This window comes from Streptomyces sp. NPDC127197 (assembly GCF_042672405.1).
Lineage (GTDB): Bacteria > Actinomycetota > Actinomycetes > Streptomycetales > Streptomycetaceae > Streptomyces > Streptomyces flavusporus.
In genome coordinates this window covers 110936-128228 of record NZ_JBHXVG010000004.1, presented here as the reverse complement: position 1 = coordinate 128228, position 17293 = coordinate 110936, and the positions used below count along the sequence as shown (strand labels likewise).

Here is a 17293-nt window from a genome sequence, read left to right as displayed (position 1 = left end):
CGTGACCCGAGCCATCCACCCTAGCCCGGGGGTCGTGGGCCCCTTGCCGAGACCCCCCGAGGGCGTGCTGCCGCGTTCGGCAGCCATCGGTGTGGGGCGTATGGCGCCGTACCGGGGGGAGAATCGCGGTACTTGCCCGTCCTGCGAGGGAGGTCCTCATGCCGCTACGGTCCGCCGGTGCCCGCAGGATGACGCGGGATCCTGTGCACCACCCGTTGTTCGCCCGCTACTACGCCCGCGTCAGCGTGGCCGCCGAGACCCGGCTGGGCATGGCCGGGGTGCGCGACCGGCTGCTCGCCGGGCTGTCCGGACGCGTGCTCGAGATCGGCGCGGGCAACGGACTGAACTTCGCGCACTATCCGCGTACGGTCTCGGAGGTCGTGGCGATCGAACCCGAGCGCAGTCTGCGGCAGTTGGCGGTGGAGGCCGCGCTGCGCGCCCAGATGCCCGTCGACGTGGTACCGGGGGCGGCGGAGGCGCTGCCGGTCAAGAGCGAGGCCTTCGACGCGGTGGTGCTGTCGCTGGTGCTGTGCAGTGTGCGGGATGTGCCGCGCGCCCTGGGTGAGGTGCGCAGGGTGCTGCGGCCCGGCGGTCAGGTGCGGTTCTTCGAGCACGGGCGGGGCGGCGGCCGGGCGATGACGTTCACCCAGCGCGCGCTGGACCGCACGGTGTGGCCGCAACTGAACGGCGGCTGCCATCTGTCCCGGGATCCGGTCGCCGCGCTCAGGGACACCGGGTTCGAACTGGGCCCGTACCGGCGGATGCTGATGCCGGAGAAGGGGCCTGTGCTGCCCACCTCGTTCTGCGTGCTGGGCACCGCGTGGCGCCCCGAGGAGTAGGGCCGGGCGTCACAGGCTCCACTGCTGCAGTTCGCGCGCGATGTCGTGCACCGACGCCTCACCGCTTTTCACCAGCCGGGCCAGGTCACGCACCTGCACGGGCGAGGTGACGACCTTGACGCCGCTGGCGACCAGGTAGGCGTACGCGACCGCGGAGGCGAACAGGGCGTTGGAGCGCTCCAGCGCGGGGACGTGGATCAGCAGTTGGAGCAGGGCCGCGGCGCGCGCGTACGGGGTGTCGTAGACGGGGACGTCGAAGATCTCGGCCTGGTGGCGCGCGACCGCGGCGACGAGGGCTCCCCAGTCGGTGACCTGGGGATCTCCCGGCGTCTTCTGTTCGGCGAGCATCAGGAGCCAGGCGAGGTCGATGGTGAGGTCGCTCAACGGATCAGTGGCGACCTTCACTCGTGCGGCCTTGACGGTCCTCCCCCACGCTCGACTTCTCCCCCACGCTCGACTTCGCTCGCGCGGGGGGACCCCCATGAGCGGGGGCACCCCCGTCGAACTCCTCGGCGAAGACGGACTCGTACTGCTTCATGAAGTCGGCGGCGGCCTCCACGAAGGTGTGGCCGACCTCTCCGGTGTCCTGCCGCACAAGCTCTTCGATGTAGCGGTTGACGCTCATGCCGCGCGCGAGTGCGCGTTCGCGGGCCGCGCGGGCGGTGTCCTCGTCGACGCGGACGTTCAGCTGGGTCTTGGCCATACCTCGAAGCTAGCGCCGGAATGCTAGCAGCGGCAAGGGCGTCGCCCGAGGGGCAGTGAGTGTCCCTTACAACCACATCCGGGGCCCGACCTGGGAGAGAAACCGTCTGCATCCTCGGCGGGATACCGTTTGTGGTGCGGATCACATCACCCGCGGCACAGGAACGGAACTCGTGACGTCCACGAGCGAGGCGCGATCGAGGAGGCAGCCTTGTCCACACCTGCTGCGGAGCACGCCCCGGGGCTCGCACCGGCCGACGGGGTCGCGGCCCGCGCCCGCCGTCTCACCAAGGCATACGGCTCGGGCGAGACGACGGTGCTCGCCCTGGACTCGGTGGACGTGGACGTCGCACGCCGCCGCTTCACCGCCGTCATGGGCCCGTCGGGCTCCGGGAAGTCCACGTTGATGCACTGTCTGGCCGGGCTCGACACCGTCTCGGCCGGACAGGTGTGGCTCGGCGACACCGAGATCACGGGGCTGAAGGAGCGCGAGCTGACCAGGCTGCGGCGGGACCGGATCGGGTTCATGTTCCAGTCGTTCAACCTCATCCCGACGCTGAACGCGCTCGAGAACATCACCCTGCCCATGGACATCGCGGGCCAGAAGCCCGACCGGGAGTGGCTGGACCAGGTCATCGACACGCTCGGCCTGCGGGACCGGCTGGGGCACCGGCCCTCGCAGCTGTCCGGCGGCCAGCAGCAGCGCGTCGCCTGCGCCCGCGCACTGGCCTCCCGTCCCGAGCTGATCTTCGCGGACGAGCCGACCGGCAACCTCGACTCGCGGGCCGGTCTGGAGGTCCTCGGCTTCCTGCGCGGGGCCGTCGACGACCTCGGGCAGACCGTCGTCATGGTCACCCACGACCCTGGCGCCGCCGCCCACTCCGACCTGGTGCTCTTCCTCGGCGACGGACGGATCGTCGACGAGATGGAGCGGCCGACGGCAGAGGCCGTGCTGGAGCGCATGAAGCGGTTCGACGTGATCCGCCGCCGGACCGACGACGCCGCCCCCGTCCAGAGGGACTGAAACCCGTGCTCAGGGCAACACTCCGGAGTTTCGTCGCCCACAAGGGGCGGTTGCTGCTCTCGGCGCTGGCCGTGCTGCTGTCCGTCGCGTTCGTCGCGGGCAGCCTGATCTTCTCGGACACCGTCAGCCGCACCTTCAACCGGCTCTTCGCGTCGACCGCGGCGGACGTCACCGTGACCCCCAAGGAGACCCTCGACGAGGTGCTGCCGTCCGGTGCGACGGCCACGCTGCCCGCCGCGCTCGCCGACCGGATCGCCCGGGTCCACGGTGTGGCCGCCGCCCGCGCGGAGGCCGAGGCCACGAACATCACGGTCGTCAACGCCGACAACGAATCGGTCGGCCCGACGACCGGCGCCCCCACGATCGGCACCAACTGGAACCCGAGCGACCGCAGCCCCGTCGAGCTGACCTCCGGCCACGCCCCGCACGGGCCCACCGAGGCGCTGATCGACTCCGAGACCGCCGACCGCAGGAACGTACGGATCGGGGACGTCGTGACGGTGATCGCCGCACCCGGCTCCTTCCGGGTCGAGGTCGTCGGCATCGTCACGTTCACGACCACCAATCCCGGCGCCGCACTGGTGTTCGTCGACACGCCGACCGCCCAGACGAAGCTGCTGGGCGTCAAGGGAGCCGCCACGAGCATCACCGTGGACGCGGCGGACGGCGTGAGCGACACCACGCTCAAGCAGCGCGTCGCGGCCGCCCTCGGCGCCGACCGCTACAACTTCCGGACCGCCGACGAGCAGGCCGAGTCGGACGTCGAACAGCTCGGCGGCTTCCTCGACGTCATCAAGTACGTGATGCTCGGCTTCGCCGGGGTCGCCGTCCTCGTGGGCGTGTTCCTGATCGTCAACACCTTCTCGATGCTGATCGCGCAGCGCACCCGCGAGCTGGGTCTGCTGCGCGCGCTGGGCGCCGACCGGCGCCAGGTGCGCCGGTCGGTGCTCACCGAGGCGCTGCTGCTCGGCCTGGTCGGCTCCACGCTGGGTCTGGCCGCCGGCATCGGGCTCGCCGCCGGCCTCATCGAACTGATGGGCCTGCTCGGCATGAACATCAAGTCCACCGAGATGGTCATCGGCTGGGGGACACCCCTCGCGGCGTACGTCGTCGGTGTCGGCGTCACCTTCGTCGCTGCGTACCTCCCGGCCCGGCGTGCGGCGGGCGTCTCGCCGATGGCGGCGCTCTCCGACGCCGAGGTCGCCGCGGTGGGCCGGCCGCTCAAGATGCGCGCGGTGGTGGGCGCGGTCGTGGGAGCGGCGGGCGCGGCGGCACTGGCGGGCTGCGTGATGTCGTCCGAGACGGGACCGGCGGCATCCCTGCTGGGCCTCGGGGTGCTCCTGACCCTCATCGCCACCGTGGTCGCGGGACCTCTCCTGGTCCGGCCGGTGATCCGGGTGCTGGGCGGGGCCTTCCCGGCGCTGTTCGGTCCCATCGGCCGGATGAGCCAGCGCAACGCCCTGCGCAACCCCCGCCGTACCGGCGCCACGGCGGCCGCGCTCATGGTGGGCCTCGCGCTGGTCGGCGGGCTGTCGGTGGCGAGCGACTCGATCACGAAGTCGTTCGACCGGCAGATCGACCGGACGCTCGGCGCCGACTTCGTGATCCAGAACAACTTCGTGCCCTTCCCGCCGGAGGTCACCGACCATGTGCGCGACACCGAGGGCGTGGGGCTCGTGGTGCGCTCGCGGTTCACGCCGATCGCGATCCTCCTGCCCGACGGCGCCCGCGTCGAGACGACCGCCGCCGGCTACGACCGGCGGCTCGACGAGGTCGCCAACATCACCTACGCCGGGGGCGACAGCGCCGCCGCGCTGGCCGCCGGACACCTTGCGATGGACCTGGACTTCGCGCGGGACCACGGCGTACGGCTCGGCAGCACGGTCCCCGTCGAGTTCCAGGGCGGCCGCACGGCCGAGCTGACCGTCGGCGCCCTCACCGACCAGGAGTCCGCCGAGGGCTTCGGGCTGCAGGGCGGGATCTACTTCGGCCTCGCCACCCTGGAGCGGTACGCACAGGGCGGGCAGGACTCCGTGCTGTACGTCAACGCCGCCCCGGGCACGAGCGACGACGACCTGCGCAGGAACCTGGAGCGGACGCTCGACGCGTATCCGCAGCTGCAGGTCCGGGACCTGGCCGACTACAAGCAACTGGTGCGCGACCAGATCTCCGTGCTGCTCTACCTCGTGTACGCCCTCCTGGGGCTCGCGATCGTCATCGCCGTGCTCGGCGTGGTGAACACCCTCACCCTGTCGGTCGTGGAGCGCACCCGGGAGATCGGGCTGCTGCGCGCCATCGGGCTGGCCCGGCGGCAGCTGCGCCGGATGATCCGGCTGGAGTCGGTGGTGATCGCGGTTTTCGGCGCGGTCCTGGGCCTCGGGCTGGGCCTGGTGTGGGGGGTGTGCACCCAGCAGGTGCTGGCGTTGCAGGGCATGACGGCGCTGGCGATCCCGTGGGGCACGATCATCGCGGTGGTGATCGGTTCGGCGGTGCTCGGCGTCGTGGCGGCGCTGCTGCCCGCCCTGCGGGCCTCGCGGATGAACGTGCTGACTGCGATAGCGCACGAGTGACAGGGAGGTACGGCGGGCGGGCGTCCGGATGCTGAAAATCGCGTGCCCCGAAGCGCCGCCGGTGATGAGATCACGCCATGACTGACCTGCGGATACGGGCCGCGACGCCCGACGACCTCGACACCGTGCTGGCCTTCTGGAAGACCGCCGCCGAGGGGACGAGCATCAGCGACGACCGGGACGGCGTGGAGCGGCTGGTCGCCCGTGACCCCGAGGCGCTGATCCTGGCCGAGCTGGGCGGTGAGCTGGTCGGCACGGTGATCGCGGGCTTCGACGGCTGGCGCTGCCACCTCTACCGGCTGGCGGTACATCCGGAGCGCCGCCGCCAGGGCATCGGCGGGGCGCTGCTCGCCGCTGCAGAGGAGCGGTTCGTACGGCTCGGCGGGCGCCGCGGGGACGCGATGGTGCTGACCCGCAACGAGAGGGCGCAGCACGCCTGGCGCGCGGCGGGGTACGCGCCCGAGGAGCACTGGCGGCGCTGGGTGAAGCCCCTGGCCGAGTCCTGACACCCTTTGCCGGTCCTTTACTCTTGGAGGACCACTCGGTCCTCCAAGAAAGGTGTGAGCGTCCGCCCATGGGCGAGCCTCCCAGTACCAGCCATCGCGCATTCCCCCCTGCCCTGCCGGAACATGGGACGGGGGTGACCCGATGACCGAAGTGCTCCTCCTCCTCGTGGCGATCCTGCTCTCCCTCGCCTGTGGCGCCTTCGTCGCCGCGGAGTTCTCGCTGACCACGGTCGAGCGCAGCGCACTGGAGCGTGCCGTCGAGCGCGGCGAGCGCGGCGCGTCCGGCGCTCTGAAGGCCGTACGGAAACTCACCTTCCAGCTCTCCGGTGCGCAGCTCGGCATCACCGTCACCAACCTGGTGGTCGGCATGCTCGCCGAGCCGTCCATCGCCCGGCTGATCGCGGGCCCGCTGGAGTCGCTGGGCATCTCCCGCTCCATGGCCTCGTCGATCGCCCTGGTGCTGGGCACCGCCCTGTCGACGGTCTTCCTGATGGTGGTGGGCGAGCTGGTGCCCAAGAACTGGGCGATCTCCTCGCCGCTGGGCGTGGCCAAGACGGTGGGCAACGCCCAGCGCTGGTTCAGCGCGGTGTTCCGGCCGTTCATCACCCACCTCAACAACACCGCCAACCGCATGGTGCGCCGCCTGGGCCTCGAACCCGCCGAGGAGCTCGCCTCCGCGCGCGGTCCGCAGGAACTGGCCGCCCTCGCCCGGCACTCCGCCCGCGAGGGCGCCCTGGAGCCGGACACCGCCGAGCTGTTCGTACGGACCCTGAACCTCGCGGACCTGACCGCGGAGAACGTGATGACGCCGCGCGTGCAGGTCGTGGCCCTCGACGTGCAGGCGACCTGCGAGGACGTGGCGAACGCGACCCGGGCCACCGGGCTGTCGCGGTTCCCGGTCTACCGCGGCAGCCTCGACTCGGTCGTGGGCACCGCGCACGTCAAGGACGTCCTGGCGGTGCCCGCCGAACGCCGGCCCCGCGTGCCCGTCTCCGAACTGATGCGCGAGCCGCTTCTCGTCCCGGAGTCCCTCACTGTGGACCGGCTCCTGGACCGGCTGTCCGGCAAGCGGACGATGGCCGTGGTCATCGACGAGTACGGCGGCACGGCGGGCGTCGCGACGCTGGAGGACATCGTCGAGGAGGTCGTCGGCGAGGTGCGCGACGAGCACGACCCGCACGAGACACCCGACCTCCTCCCGGCCGGCACGGACGAGGACGGACACGCGCTGTACTCCGCCGACGGTGCCGCCCGCATGGACCAGCTCGCGCGCGTCGGCCTGCGGCCGCCCGAGGGTCCCTACGAGACACTGGCCGGACTCGTCGCGACCGAACTGGGCCGGATACCCGCCGCCGGCGACACGGTCCAGGTGGCCGGCTGGCGCCTGGAAGTGCTGGACGCCGCGGGGCGCAGGGCGGCACGGGTGCTGCTGTACGCGCCGCTCGACGACGAGAAGGAGGCCCAGGCATGACCGCCGTACAGCTGCTGATCGGTCTGGCGACGCTGGTCGTCAACGCCTTCTTCGTGGGCGCCGAGTTCGCGCTGATCTCCGTACGCCGCTCCCAGATCGAGCCGTACGCCGAGCAGGGCGACCGGCGGGCGAAGAGCGTGCTGTGGGGCCTGCAGCACGTGTCGGCGCTGATGGCGGCGGCGCAGCTGGGCATCACCCTGTGCACGCTGGTGCTCGGTGTGGTCGCGGAACCGGCGATCGCGCATCTGCTGGAGCCGGTGTTCCACGCGATGGGTGTGCCGAGCGGCGCGGGACACGCGGTGTCCTTCGTGATCGCGCTGACCCTGGCGACGTATCTGCACATGCTGCTCGGCGAGATGGTGCCGAAGAACGTCGCGCTCGCGGAGCCGGTGCGCAGCGCGCTGCTGCTCGGGCCGCCGCTGGTGACGCTGTCCCGGGCGCTGCGACCGGTGATCTTCACGATCAACGCCTTCGCGAACGGGCTGCTGAAGCTGCTGCGGATCGAGACCAGGGACGAGGTCACGGCCGCCTTCTCCGACGCCGAACTGGCCCGCCTGGTCAAGGACTCCGGTGCGGCCGGGCTCATCGACGTCCGCGCGCAGGAGCGGCTGCACGACGCCCTGGAACTGGGCCGCCGGCCCGTGCGGGACGTCGTGCTCCCGCTGGAACGCGTCTTCTACGCGCGCGTGGGCGTCACGCCGGAAGAGCTGGAGCAGCTGTCGGCCGAGTCCGGGTTCTCCCGCTTCCCCGTCGTGGACGAGGGGCGCCGGATCGTCGGCTACCTGCATGTGAAGGACGCGCTGGACGCCTCGCCGCGGGATGTGCCGTTCCGGCTGCGCGACATGCGGTCCATCGCGCGTGTACGGGAGACGACACCGCTGGACGACGTGCTCACCGCGATGCGCGGCAGCCGTACGCACCTGGCGGCCGTGCTCGGGTCGGACGGGCGGCTGGCGGGGCTGGTGACCATGGAGGACGTGCTGCGGGAGCTGTTCGGGCAGCGTACGTAGGGGCGGTGGGTGAAGGGGCCCGACCGACCGTCGGGTATGCGCCTCGGGATACCATCTCGTACGCCATGCAGACGAATCCCTCTCCCCAGTACACCAGCCTGGTCGCGGTGGGCGACTCCTTCACCGAGGGCATGTCGGACCTGCTGCCCGACGGCACCTACCGGGGCTGGGCCGACCTGCTCGCGGCACGGCTGGCCGCCCGTACGCCCGGCTTCCGGTACGCCAACCTGGCCGTGCGCGGCAAGCTGATCGGGCAGATCGTCGACGAGCAGGTGGATGTGGCGGCCGCGATGGGCGCCGATGTCATCACGCTCGTCGGCGGGCTCAACGACACCCTGCGCCCCAAGTGCGACATGGGGCGGGTGCGCGGGCTCCTGGAGGAGGCCGTGGAACGGCTGGCTCCGTCGTGCAAGCAGCTCGTCCTGATGCGGAGCCCGGGACGGCAGGGCCCGGTCCTGGAGCGGTTCCGGCCGCGCATGGAGGAGCTCTTCGCCTGCGTCGACGAGCTGGCCGCGCGGCACGGCGCGGTGGTGGTCGACCTGTACGGGGCGCCCTCGCTCGGCGACCCCCGGCTGTGGGACGTGGACCGGCTGCACCTGACCGCCGAGGGGCACCGGCGGGTCGCGGAGGCGGTGTGGCAGACGCTCGGATACGACTCCGAGGACCCGGACTGGCACACGCCGATGCCGGCGACCCTGCCGCCGGGCTGGGCAGCGCGCCGGGTCGCGGACGTGCGATTCGCCCGACAGCACCTGCTGCCGTGGATCGCCCGCCGCCTGACGGGCCGGTCGTCCGGGGATGGGCTCCCGCCGAAGCGCCCGGAGCTCCTGCCGTACGAGGGCCCGGTGGCGTAGCTCCGCGCGGGGATACCGGCCGAAGCGGCCCGAGCTCCTGCGAATGGGACGGGTAGGACGGCGGGGGCGAAGACCTTCCCACCCTCCCGGGCGTGACCCAGGTCTCGTAGGTTCCACCAAACGCATCCGTGGCGTTGGCCTGCACAAACCGCCAGTAGAATCCGTTTACGTGACTTCTGCGCCCGCCAAGCCCCGCATCCCGAACGTCCTCGCCGGACGCTACGCCTCCGCCGAGCTCGCCACGCTCTGGTCGCCCGAGCAGAAGGTGAGGCTGGAGCGTCAGCTCTGGCTCGCCGTGCTGCGGGCCCAGAAGGACCTCGGGATCGAGGTGCCGGACGCGGCGATCGCCGACTACGAGCGCGTCCTCGACCAGGTCGACCTGGCCTCCATCGCCGAGCGCGAGAAGATCACGCGGCACGATGTGAAAGCGCGGATCGAGGAGTTCAACGACCTCGCCGGGCACGAGCAGGTGCACAAGGGCATGACCTCCCGCGACCTGACCGAGAACGTCGAGCAGCTGCAGATCCGGCTCTCGCTGGAACTGATGCGCGACCGCACGGTGGCCGTCCTCGCGCGCCTGGGCAAGCTGGCGGGTGAGTACGGCGAACTGGTCATGGCCGGCCGCTCGCACAACGTCGCCGCGCAGGCCACGACCCTCGGCAAGCGGTTCGCGACCGCGGCCGACGAGCTGCTCGTCGCGTACGGACGGGTGGAGGAGCTGCTGGGCCGCTATCCGCTGCGCGGCATCAAGGGCCCGGTCGGCACGGCGCAGGACATGCTGGACCTGCTCGGCGGGGACGCGTCGAAGCTTGCGGAGCTGGAACAACGGATCGCCGACCACCTGGGCTTCTCCACCGCCTTCACGTCGGTCGGCCAGGTCTACCCGCGCTCACTCGACTACGAGGTCGTCACCGCGCTGGTGCAGCTGGCAGCGGCGCCGTCCTCGCTGGCGAAGACGATCCGGCTGATGGCCGGGCACGAGCTGGTCACCGAGGGCTTCAAGCCGGGCCAGGTCGGCTCCTCCGCCATGCCGCACAAGATGAACACCCGCTCCTGCGAGCGCGTCAACGGCCTGATGGTGATCCTGCGCGGCTACGCCTCGATGACCGGCGAGCTGGCGGGCGACCAGTGGAACGAGGGCGACGTGTCCTGCTCGGTGGTGCGCCGGGTCGCGCTGCCGGACGCTTTCTTCGCGCTGGACGGACTGCTGGAGACGTTCCTGACGGTGCTCGACGAGTTCGGCGCGTTCCCGTCGGTCGTGGCGCGCGAGCTGGACCGCTACCTGCCGTTCCTGGCGACGACGAAGGTGCTGATGGCCTCGGTGCGCGCGGGGGTCGGCCGTGAGGTCGCACACGAGGCGATCAAGGAGAACGCGGTGGCATGTGCTCTGGCCATGCGCGAGCAGGGCGCCGAGCGCAACGAGCTGCTGGACAAGCTCGCGGACGACTCGCGCATCCCGCTCGAACGTGCGCAGCTGGACGAGCTGATGGCCGACAAGCTGTCCTTCACGGGCGCCGCGGCCGACCAGGTCGGCACCGTCGTCGGCCGGATCGAGGAGCTCATGAAGCAGCACCCGGAGGCCGCGGGCTACACGCCGGGAGCGATCCTCTGACGCGCTTCACCGCGGAGGAGTTGGAGGCCGCTCGCGACCGCCTGGTACCGGACGTGGTCGCGGACGGCCTCCGCGTGCTGTTCTGCGGCATCAACCCGGGCCTGATGACCGCGGCGACGGGCCACCACTTCGCCCGCCCGGGCAACCGCTTCTGGCCGGTGCTGCATCTGTCCGGGTTCACGCCCCGGCTCCTGAAGCCGTCCGAGCAGGGTGAGTTGCTCTCGTACGGGCTCGGGATCACCAATGTGGTCGCGCGGGCGACGGCTCGGGCCGACGAGCTGAGCGCCGAGGAGTACCGCGAGGGCGGGCGCCTGCTGTCGCTGAAGGTGGCGCGGTTGCGACCGCGCTGGCTGGCGGTGGTGGGCGTCACCGCCTACCGGGCCGCGTTCGACGACCGCACGGCCCAGGTGGGGCCGCAGGCCAGGACGATCGGGAACACGCGGGTGTGGGTACTGCCGAATCCCTCCGGGCTGAACGCGCATTGGACTGCGGCGACGATGGCGGAGGAGTTCGCGCGGTTGCGGGCGGCGGCGGAGGTCTGACGGTCCCGGTCGTGTTCGTCACGGCGGGTCGGTCGCGGTGCCGACCGCGAGGAGCCGGGCGGTGTCCGACTCGTCCCGGTCGGCCACGCCGACGGCGACCCAGCGGCCGGTGCCGCGCGCTTCCCGAGGTAGTAGCCCAGCCCCTCTCGTCCGACCAGCCGTGGGCCGCGGGCAGGGGGCTTGCGCACAGCCGGTCGATCGTCTCCAGGCACCGCACGATGTTCATGCCCCGGTAAACCCGGGGCCACTGACAGTTGCCGCCGCGTCAGGCGTCCCGGCGCCGCACGCTCCACGCGCCCGCCACCAGGGCCGCCGCCGTCCACAGGGCGGTCACGGCGAGGCCGGTCCACGGGCCGAGGGTGCCCTCCGGGGTCTCGTGGAACACCAGCTGGCCGGCCTTGTCGGGCAGGAGGTCGGCGACGGTGCCGGACATGTCACCGATCACGAAGGACACGATGAGCAGGAACGGGATCAGCACGCTCAGCGTGGCCACGCCGCTGCGCAGCAGGGCGGTGAGCCCGGCCGCGAACAGCGCCATCAGCGTGAGGTAGACGGCACAGCCGACGACCCCGCGCAGCCCCTCGCTCCAGGAGAGGCCGTCCGCCTCGTCCCCGAGCACGGCTCTGCCGACGGCCAGGCTCGCCGCGCCCGTGACGAGGCCGGCCGCGAGGACGGGGGCGGCGATCGCCACCGCCTTGGCCGCGAACCACCACCCGCGCCGCGGCACCGCGGCGAACGTGACGCGCAGGGCACCGCCCTGGAACTCCGAGGAGACGGCCGTCGTACCGAAGGCGACCGCGGCGATCTGCCCGAAACTGACGCCGAAGAATGCCGCGAACAGGGGGTCGAAGTCCGCGCCGCCGGTGTCCAGACCGCCGAGCGCCGAGAACAGGGTGGTGACGAGCAGAACGGCGCACAGGGCGCCGAGGAGCGACCGCAGTGTGCGGATCTTGATCCACTCGGCGCGGAGCACGGGCGTGAATTCCATGGTCAGGCCTCCTGGGGCTGTGCGGTGAACTCGGTCTCGGCCGCCGTCAGGTCGAGATAGGCCTGCTCCAACGTGCCCTCCTCCGTGGCCAGTTCGAGGATCGGCACGCCCGCGGCCGAGGCGATGCGCCCGATGTCGTCCACGCGCGCGAGGGGCACGGTCCAGATCCCGTCCTCGTGCTCCACGGCGTCGTGACCGTGCCGGGCGAGGGCGCTCTTGAGGGCCGCGGGGTCCGTCGTGCGGATCCGCACGCGCGGCTGCACGCGCGCGTGGATGAACTCCCGCATCGGGGTGTCGGCCAGCAGGCGGCCCCGGCCCAGGACGACGAGGTGGTCGGCGAAGGACGCCGTCTCGTTCATGAGATGGCTGGATACCAGGACCGTGCGCCCCTCCCCGGCGAGCCGGCGCATCAACTCCCGGATCCAGATGATGCCTTCGGGGTCGAGGCCGTTGGAGGGCTCGTCGAGCATGACCACCTCGGGGTCGCCGAGGAGGGCTGCGGCGATGCCGAGCCGCTGGCGCATGCCCAGGGAGTACGTCTTCACCCTGCGGCGCGCCACCGACGCGAGCCCCGTCTCCTCCAGCATCTCGTCGACGCGCCGGTCCGGGATGCGGTTGCTCGCCGCCAGGACGCGCAGATGATCGCGGCCGGTGCGGGAGCCGTGCGCGGCCTGGGCGTCGAGCAACGCGCCCACGTGACGTAGAGGTTCGCGCAGGGTTGCGTAGGCGCGGCCGCCGATGGTGGCGGTGCCGGAGGTCGGCCGGTCGAGGCCGAGCACGAGCCGCATGGTGGTGGACTTGCCGGCGCCGTTGGGGCCGAGGAAGCCGGTGACGCGGCCGGGGAGGACGGTGAAGGTGAGGTCGTCCACGGCTCGCCGGGTGCCGTACTCCTTGGTGAGGGCCTGGACTTCGATGCTGGTCATGCCGGCAGCCTGGCTGCTGGGGCGCAGGCGGTTCCTCCCCCGCGGGTGGAGATCGTCTCCCCCGCGCGGGGGAGGCTCGTTGTCAGTGACGGCTGGCACGATGACGGAATGGTCCGCTGGCTGCGCCCGTTCGGCAGGGCGGTGACGTACACACGATTGCTGCATCTGTTCATCGCCATCGTGTGGCCGTCCATGTGGCTGTTCGTCAAGGAAGCCTGGTGGACCTGGCTGGTGGCGGCCGTGGTGCTCGCCCCCGTCGGCCTGGTGCCCGCAATGCGCACCGTGGAGGGGATGCAGGCCAGACTGCTGCTGACCGGTCACCGGCACGACAGTGAGGGCACCGACATCGTCGTCGCGCCGTCCGCCTCCTGGAGAGACCGGGGACGGCTCGTGGTGTGGCTGGAGACGCGGCTGCTGCTCGGCTGCGCGACCTCGCTGTTCACCGTCCAACTGCTCCTCGCCTCGGTGGACTTGGTGTCGGCGGCGTTCGGCCGTGACGTAGAGGAGGGCGTGCTGCTGCTCCTCGACGGCCACGAGTGGTGGCACGTCCTGCTCGTGCCCCTGGCGCTGGTCACGCTTGCGGTGACCGTGGTCGCCTCGGGCCACCTCATCACCGCACTCGCCCACCGTCTCCTGGGCCCCTCCCCTGCCGAGCGCCTCGCCGCCATGGAGGAACGCACCGAGCAGCTTCTGGAACGCACCCGCATCGCTCGCGAACTCCACGACTCCATCGGCCACGCCCTGACCGTGGCGGTGGTGCAGGCGGGTGCCGCGCGCGCGGCAGGCGATCCCGCCTTCACCGACCGGGCCCTGGATGCCATCGAGGAGACCGGCCGGGCGGCCCTGGAGGACCTGGATCGCGTCCTCGGCATCCTGCGTGAATCGGAGCGGCCGGTCAGCAGCCGGCCGACGCTGACGGACGCAGATCGTCTGCTGGAGTCCGCGCGTGCCTCCGGTGCAAAGGTAGAGGTCGAGATGACCGGGCCGCTGGAGACCGTGCCCGGCCCGGTCTCCCGGGAGGGCTACCGCATCCTCCAGGAGTCCCTGACCAACGTGCTGCGGCACGCGGGGTCCGTCGCCGTCCGGGTCCGCATCGCCGTCGCGGGCGGCACGCTCACCCTCGAGGTGCGCAACCCGCTCACCGCCGACATACCGGGGCCCGGTCGCGGCAGCGGTCTGCGCGGCATACGGGAGCGCGCTGCCCTGCTGGGCGGCCGCGCGCGGACGGGGCCCGACGAAGGTGACTGGCAGGTGCGTGTGGAGCTGCCGCTCGGCTGATCTACGCTGGCCGGATGCCGGTCACCGTTCTCCTCGTCGACGACGAGCCCCTCGTACGGGCGGGCCTGCGGGCCGTGCTGGAGGCGCAGCCCGACATCGAGGTCGTCGGGGAGGCGGCCGACGGGGCCGCGGTGATTCCGCTGGTGCGGCAACTGCGGCCCGACGTGGTCGCCATGGATGTACGGATGCCGCTCCTGGACGGCATCGAGGCCACGCGCGCGGTGCTGCGGACGATCGACGAGCCGCCGAAGATCCTGGTGGTGACGACGTTCGAGAACGACGAGTACGTCTATGGGGCGCTGCGGGCCGGCGCCGACGGGTTCCTGCTCAAGCGGGCCCGGCCGGCCGAGATCGTGCACGCGGTACGGCTGGTAGCCGAGGGCGAGTCGCTGCTGTTCCCTGCGTCGGTACGGCAGCTGGCCGCGGAGTACGGCGAGGATGGCGGGAATCGTGCGGCGCGGGCGGTGCTGGAGCGGGCCCAGCTGACCGAACGGGAGGCGGAGGTGCTGCGGTTGATGACGCGCGGGCTGTCCAACGCGGAGATCGCCGGGCAGCTGGTCGTCGGCACGGAGACGGTGAAGTCGCATGTCAGCGCGGTGCTGGCGAAGCTGGGGGCGCGGGATCGCACCCAGGCGGTCATCACGGCGTACGAGTCGGGGTTCGTGTCGCCGGGCTGACGGCGGTCGTCGCACCGGACCGCAGGCGTCCGCCTCTCGCCCGGCTGTCCCGCGCCGAGTACCATCCGGCCAACACGCGCACGAGCTGGGAGGACGGACGGTGGGGCGGCTGACCGGCGGGGATCCCTCGCTGTTGCGAAGGATCAATTCCGCGGTGGTGCTGCACGCGCTGCGTGCCACGGACTGCGCGACGCTGACGGAGATCACCCGGGTGACCGGGCTGTCCCGGCCGACCGTCGAGGGCGTCGTCGAAGGGCTCATCGAGGCCGGTCTCGTGGTGGAGAAGGCGGCCGAGGAGGGTGCCGCGCGGCGTCAGGGGCGGCCTGCGCGGAGGTTCAGGTTCCGGGCCGAGGCCGGTCATCTGCTGGGGCTGGAGATCGGGGCGCATCGCGTCGCCGCGCTCCTCGCCGATCTGGACGGGCGGGTGATCGGCGCGCAGGCGAAGGACGTCGACGAGACGGCGCACGCGGACGAACGCCTGGAGCGGCTGCGCACCGCGGTCGCCGAGCTGCTGCGACGGGCCGGCGTGGCGCGCGGCTCACTGCGGGCGGTGGGGGTGGCCACGCCCGGGATCGTCGAGGCGGACGGCACGGTACGGCTGGGTACCGCACTGCCGGGGTGGACGGGGCTGCGTCTCGGGGAACGGCTGGGCCGCTCCTTCAAGTGCCCGGTCCTGGTGGAGAACGACGCCAACGCGGCGGCCGTTGCCGAGCACTGGAAGGGTTCCGCCACCGAGTCCGACGACGTTGTGTTCGTACTGGCGGGGTTGAGCCCCGGCGCCGGTTCGCTGATCGGCGGGCGGCTGCACCGCGGGTTCGGCGGGGCAGCCGGTGAGATCGGCGCGCTGCATCTGCTGGGCCGGGACGTCACCCCGGAGACGCTGTTGTCCACAACGGACGAGCCGCTGCATCCGCTGGACGAGCAGGCGGTCGCCCAGGTCTTCGCCCAGGCCCGCCAGGGCGATCAGCGGGCCCGGGCTGCCGTCGACCGCTTCATTCAGCGGCTGGTGCACGATGTCGCCGCGCTCGTGCTGGCCCTCGACCCGGAGCTGGTCGTCATCGGTGGCTGGGCGGCGGGACTGGACGGCGTACTGGACCCGCTGCGGCGCGAGCTAGCGCGCTACTGCCTGCGGCCGCCGAAGGTGACCCTGTCCCTGCTCGGCGAGGCCGCGGTGGCGACAGGGGCACTGCGACTGGCCCTGGACCATGTGGAGGAGCAGCTCTTCGCAGTCGAGAGCACGGTGACGGCACGCCACTGAAGCGCCCGCCGACGGGCCCGGAAAACCCCGCGTGCCCCCGCCCCATCGGAGCGCGAGACGTCGGGACCGGCGGTCAGGATGCCCGGCGCTGTGGGTCCTGGTGGATCTCCACGCCGCCCGAGTCCCCGAAGGTCAGCCGGCAGGTGTCCGCGCGGTAGGTGGCGACGGAGAGCACGGCGGTGCGGCCCTCGGCGAAGTAGCGGGTGGTGACGACGAGCACGGGCGCGCCCGGCAACCGGTCGAGTTCCTTCGCGTCGTCGGCACGGGCCGAGCCCAGCTCCACGGCGCTGTCCTGGCCCTCCAGCTCCATGCGCTGCAGCTCACGCAGCAACGCACGCACGCGCGCCGGTCCGGCCGGGGCGTCGATGGCGGACAGTTCGGGCACGGACGACTCGGGGATGTACAGCAGCTCGGCGGCGACCGGCTGGCCGTGTGTCATCCGGGTGCGGCGCACTGTGTGCACGGGTTCGTCGCGGTCGGCCTCCAGGGCGTCGGCGACCGCCGCCGGCGGTGCCGCCATCGTGCAGTCGACGGCCTGCCAGGCATCGCCGGGCGCGCCCGGCCAGGCGTGCTGTTCGGTGCCGACGGCCACTCCCACGCGCGGCGGCGCGACGGTCGTACCGACGCCGCGGCGGCGTTGCAGCCGGCCTTCCAGTTCGAGCTGTTCCAGGGCCTGGCGCAGCGTGGCGCGGGCGACACCGAAGCGGGCGGCGAGGTCGCGCTCGTTGGGCAGGATCTCGCCCACGGAGAACTCGGAGTCCAGTGCCTCCGTGAGCACGGTCTTGAGGTGCCAGTACTTCGGTTCCGGCACCGATTCCAGCTGCGTGGTCCCCACCCTGTCCTCCGCAATCGCCGTGATCCGGCGGCGTTTTAGCGCCCTTGTTTATTAAAGGTTGTTGCACTTATCTGCGACCATAAGACGGCCCTCACCCTTGGTCAAGACCAATCCTCGATCCCTTGGGCGCCGCACGGGCGGACCGACGTGAAGCGTTCACGGGGCGTTCGCAAAACGCCGTATAGGTGACATGGCGGCAACGGT

Annotated in this window: 17 protein-coding genes; 12 read left to right on the top strand and 5 right to left on the bottom strand. The window is 71.9% G+C overall.

Annotated features, from left to right (window positions below; all coding sequences use genetic code 11):
• The first annotated feature begins 158 nt into the window (after nt 1–158).
• On the top strand, nt 159–839 hold the full coding sequence (locus tag ACFVJQ_RS08045) for a class I SAM-dependent methyltransferase (protein WP_385509020.1): 681 nt from the start codon (nt 159–161) through the stop codon (nt 837–839).
• A 9-nt stretch (nt 840–848) separates the two neighbouring features.
• Here the strand turns inward: ACFVJQ_RS08045 and ACFVJQ_RS08040 are convergent, their stop codons facing one another.
• On the bottom strand, nt 849–1223 hold the full coding sequence (locus ACFVJQ_RS08040) for a fic family toxin-antitoxin system, toxin component (protein WP_385509021.1): 375 nt from the start codon (nt 1221–1223) through the stop codon (nt 849–851).
• A gap of 4 nt (nt 1224–1227) precedes the next feature.
• Nucleotides 1228–1542: a toxin-antitoxin system HicB family antitoxin gene (locus tag ACFVJQ_RS08035; protein ID WP_224739137.1), complete on the bottom strand. Its 315-nt coding sequence runs from the start codon at nt 1540–1542 to the stop codon at nt 1228–1230.
• Between the two features lie 210 nt (nt 1543–1752).
• Between ACFVJQ_RS08035 and ACFVJQ_RS08030 the strand changes: the two genes are divergently transcribed.
• The 8 genes from ACFVJQ_RS08030 (at nt 1753) to mug (ending at nt 11130) form a co-directional block, all read left to right on the top strand.
• Entirely contained in the window at nt 1753–2565 is an 813-nt protein-coding gene (locus ACFVJQ_RS08030) for an ABC transporter ATP-binding protein (RefSeq protein WP_385509022.1), read from the top strand.
• Nucleotides 2566–2570: 5 nt separating this feature from the next.
• On the top strand, nt 2571–5135 hold the full coding sequence (locus ACFVJQ_RS08025) for an FtsX-like permease family protein (protein ID WP_385781807.1): 2565 nt from the start codon (nt 2571–2573) through the stop codon (nt 5133–5135).
• Between the two features lie 77 nt (nt 5136–5212).
• A complete protein-coding gene (locus ACFVJQ_RS08020) occupies nt 5213–5641 on the top strand; it encodes a GNAT family N-acetyltransferase (protein ID WP_385509024.1) in 429 nt (142 codons plus the stop codon).
• 142 nt (nt 5642–5783) lie between these two features.
• On the top strand, nt 5784–7112 hold the full coding sequence (locus ACFVJQ_RS08015) for a hemolysin family protein (RefSeq protein WP_385509025.1): 1329 nt from the start codon (nt 5784–5786) through the stop codon (nt 7110–7112).
• Nucleotides 7109–8122: a hemolysin family protein gene (locus tag ACFVJQ_RS08010; protein ID WP_385781804.1), complete on the top strand. Its 1014-nt coding sequence runs from the start codon at nt 7109–7111 to the stop codon at nt 8120–8122. The genes ACFVJQ_RS08015 and ACFVJQ_RS08010 overlap by 4 nt, the downstream gene beginning before the upstream one ends.
• A 65-nt stretch (nt 8123–8187) precedes the next feature.
• Nucleotides 8188–8976, top strand: coding sequence for an SGNH/GDSL hydrolase family protein (locus ACFVJQ_RS08005; RefSeq protein WP_385509028.1), 789 nt, complete (start codon nt 8188–8190; stop codon nt 8974–8976).
• 169 nt (nt 8977–9145) lie between these two features.
• On the top strand, nt 9146–10588 hold the full coding sequence (purB, locus tag ACFVJQ_RS08000; protein WP_385509030.1) for an adenylosuccinate lyase: 1443 nt from the start codon (nt 9146–9148) through the stop codon (nt 10586–10588).
• The gene (gene mug, locus ACFVJQ_RS07995) at nt 10585–11130 is read left to right on the top strand and encodes a G/U mismatch-specific DNA glycosylase (RefSeq protein WP_224737217.1); all 546 of its coding nucleotides are present in this window, start codon (nt 10585–10587) and stop codon (nt 11128–11130) included. Before purB ends, mug begins: the two co-directional genes overlap by 4 nt.
• Nucleotides 11131–11395: 265 nt before the next feature.
• On the opposite strand, the gene ACFVJQ_RS07990 is transcribed toward mug, so the two are convergent.
• Both ACFVJQ_RS07990 and ACFVJQ_RS07985 read right to left on the bottom strand, forming a co-directional pair.
• A complete protein-coding gene (locus ACFVJQ_RS07990; protein ID WP_385781801.1) occupies nt 11396–12118 on the bottom strand; it encodes an ABC transporter permease in 723 nt (240 codons plus the stop codon).
• Nucleotides 12119–12120: 2 nt separating this feature from the next.
• Entirely contained in the window at nt 12121–13041 is a 921-nt protein-coding gene (locus ACFVJQ_RS07985) for an ABC transporter ATP-binding protein (protein ID WP_385509032.1), read from the bottom strand.
• Between the two features lie 108 nt (nt 13042–13149).
• On the opposite strand from ACFVJQ_RS07985, the gene ACFVJQ_RS07980 reads away from it, so the two are divergent.
• The 3 genes from ACFVJQ_RS07980 (at nt 13150) to ACFVJQ_RS07970 (ending at nt 16254) form a co-directional block, all read left to right on the top strand.
• Complete coding sequence (locus ACFVJQ_RS07980) at nt 13150–14319, top strand: sensor histidine kinase (protein ID WP_385781798.1); 1170 nt, start codon at nt 13150–13152, stop codon at nt 14317–14319.
• A gap of 14 nt (nt 14320–14333) precedes the next feature.
• On the top strand, nt 14334–14996 hold the full coding sequence (locus ACFVJQ_RS07975) for a response regulator (protein ID WP_385509034.1): 663 nt from the start codon (nt 14334–14336) through the stop codon (nt 14994–14996).
• A 100-nt stretch (nt 14997–15096) separates the two neighbouring features.
• Nucleotides 15097–16254: an ROK family transcriptional regulator gene (locus ACFVJQ_RS07970; RefSeq protein WP_224737205.1), complete on the top strand. Its 1158-nt coding sequence runs from the start codon at nt 15097–15099 to the stop codon at nt 16252–16254.
• A gap of 73 nt (nt 16255–16327) precedes the next feature.
• On the opposite strand, the gene ACFVJQ_RS07965 is transcribed toward ACFVJQ_RS07970, so the two are convergent.
• Complete coding sequence (locus ACFVJQ_RS07965) at nt 16328–17089, bottom strand: GntR family transcriptional regulator (protein WP_385781794.1); 762 nt, start codon at nt 17087–17089, stop codon at nt 16328–16330.
• Nucleotides 17090–17293: the final 204 nt, after the last annotated feature.

Coding starts and splice junctions, on each gene's coding strand:
- ACFVJQ_RS08020 (WP_385509024.1), top strand. CDS start 5,213: ATGACTGACCTGCGGATACGGGCCGCGACGCCCGACGACCTCGACACC.
- ACFVJQ_RS07975 (WP_385509034.1), top strand. CDS start 14,334: ATGCCGGTCACCGTTCTCCTCGTCGACGACGAGCCCCTCGTACGGGCG.
- ACFVJQ_RS08005 (WP_385509028.1), top strand. CDS start 8,188: ATGCAGACGAATCCCTCTCCCCAGTACACCAGCCTGGTCGCGGTGGGC.
- ACFVJQ_RS08010 (WP_385781804.1), top strand. CDS start 7,109: ATGACCGCCGTACAGCTGCTGATCGGTCTGGCGACGCTGGTCGTCAAC.
- ACFVJQ_RS07985 (WP_385509032.1), bottom strand. CDS start 13,041: ATGACCAGCATCGAAGTCCAGGCCCTCACCAAGGAGTACGGCACCCGG.
- ACFVJQ_RS07990 (WP_385781801.1), bottom strand. CDS start 12,118: ATGGAATTCACGCCCGTGCTCCGCGCCGAGTGGATCAAGATCCGCACA.
- ACFVJQ_RS08035 (WP_224739137.1), bottom strand. CDS start 1,542: ATGGCCAAGACCCAGCTGAACGTCCGCGTCGACGAGGACACCGCCCGC.
- ACFVJQ_RS07980 (WP_385781798.1), top strand. CDS start 13,150: ATGGTCCGCTGGCTGCGCCCGTTCGGCAGGGCGGTGACGTACACACGA.
- ACFVJQ_RS08015 (WP_385509025.1), top strand. CDS start 5,784: ATGACCGAAGTGCTCCTCCTCCTCGTGGCGATCCTGCTCTCCCTCGCC.
- ACFVJQ_RS08045 (WP_385509020.1), top strand. CDS start 159: ATGCCGCTACGGTCCGCCGGTGCCCGCAGGATGACGCGGGATCCTGTG.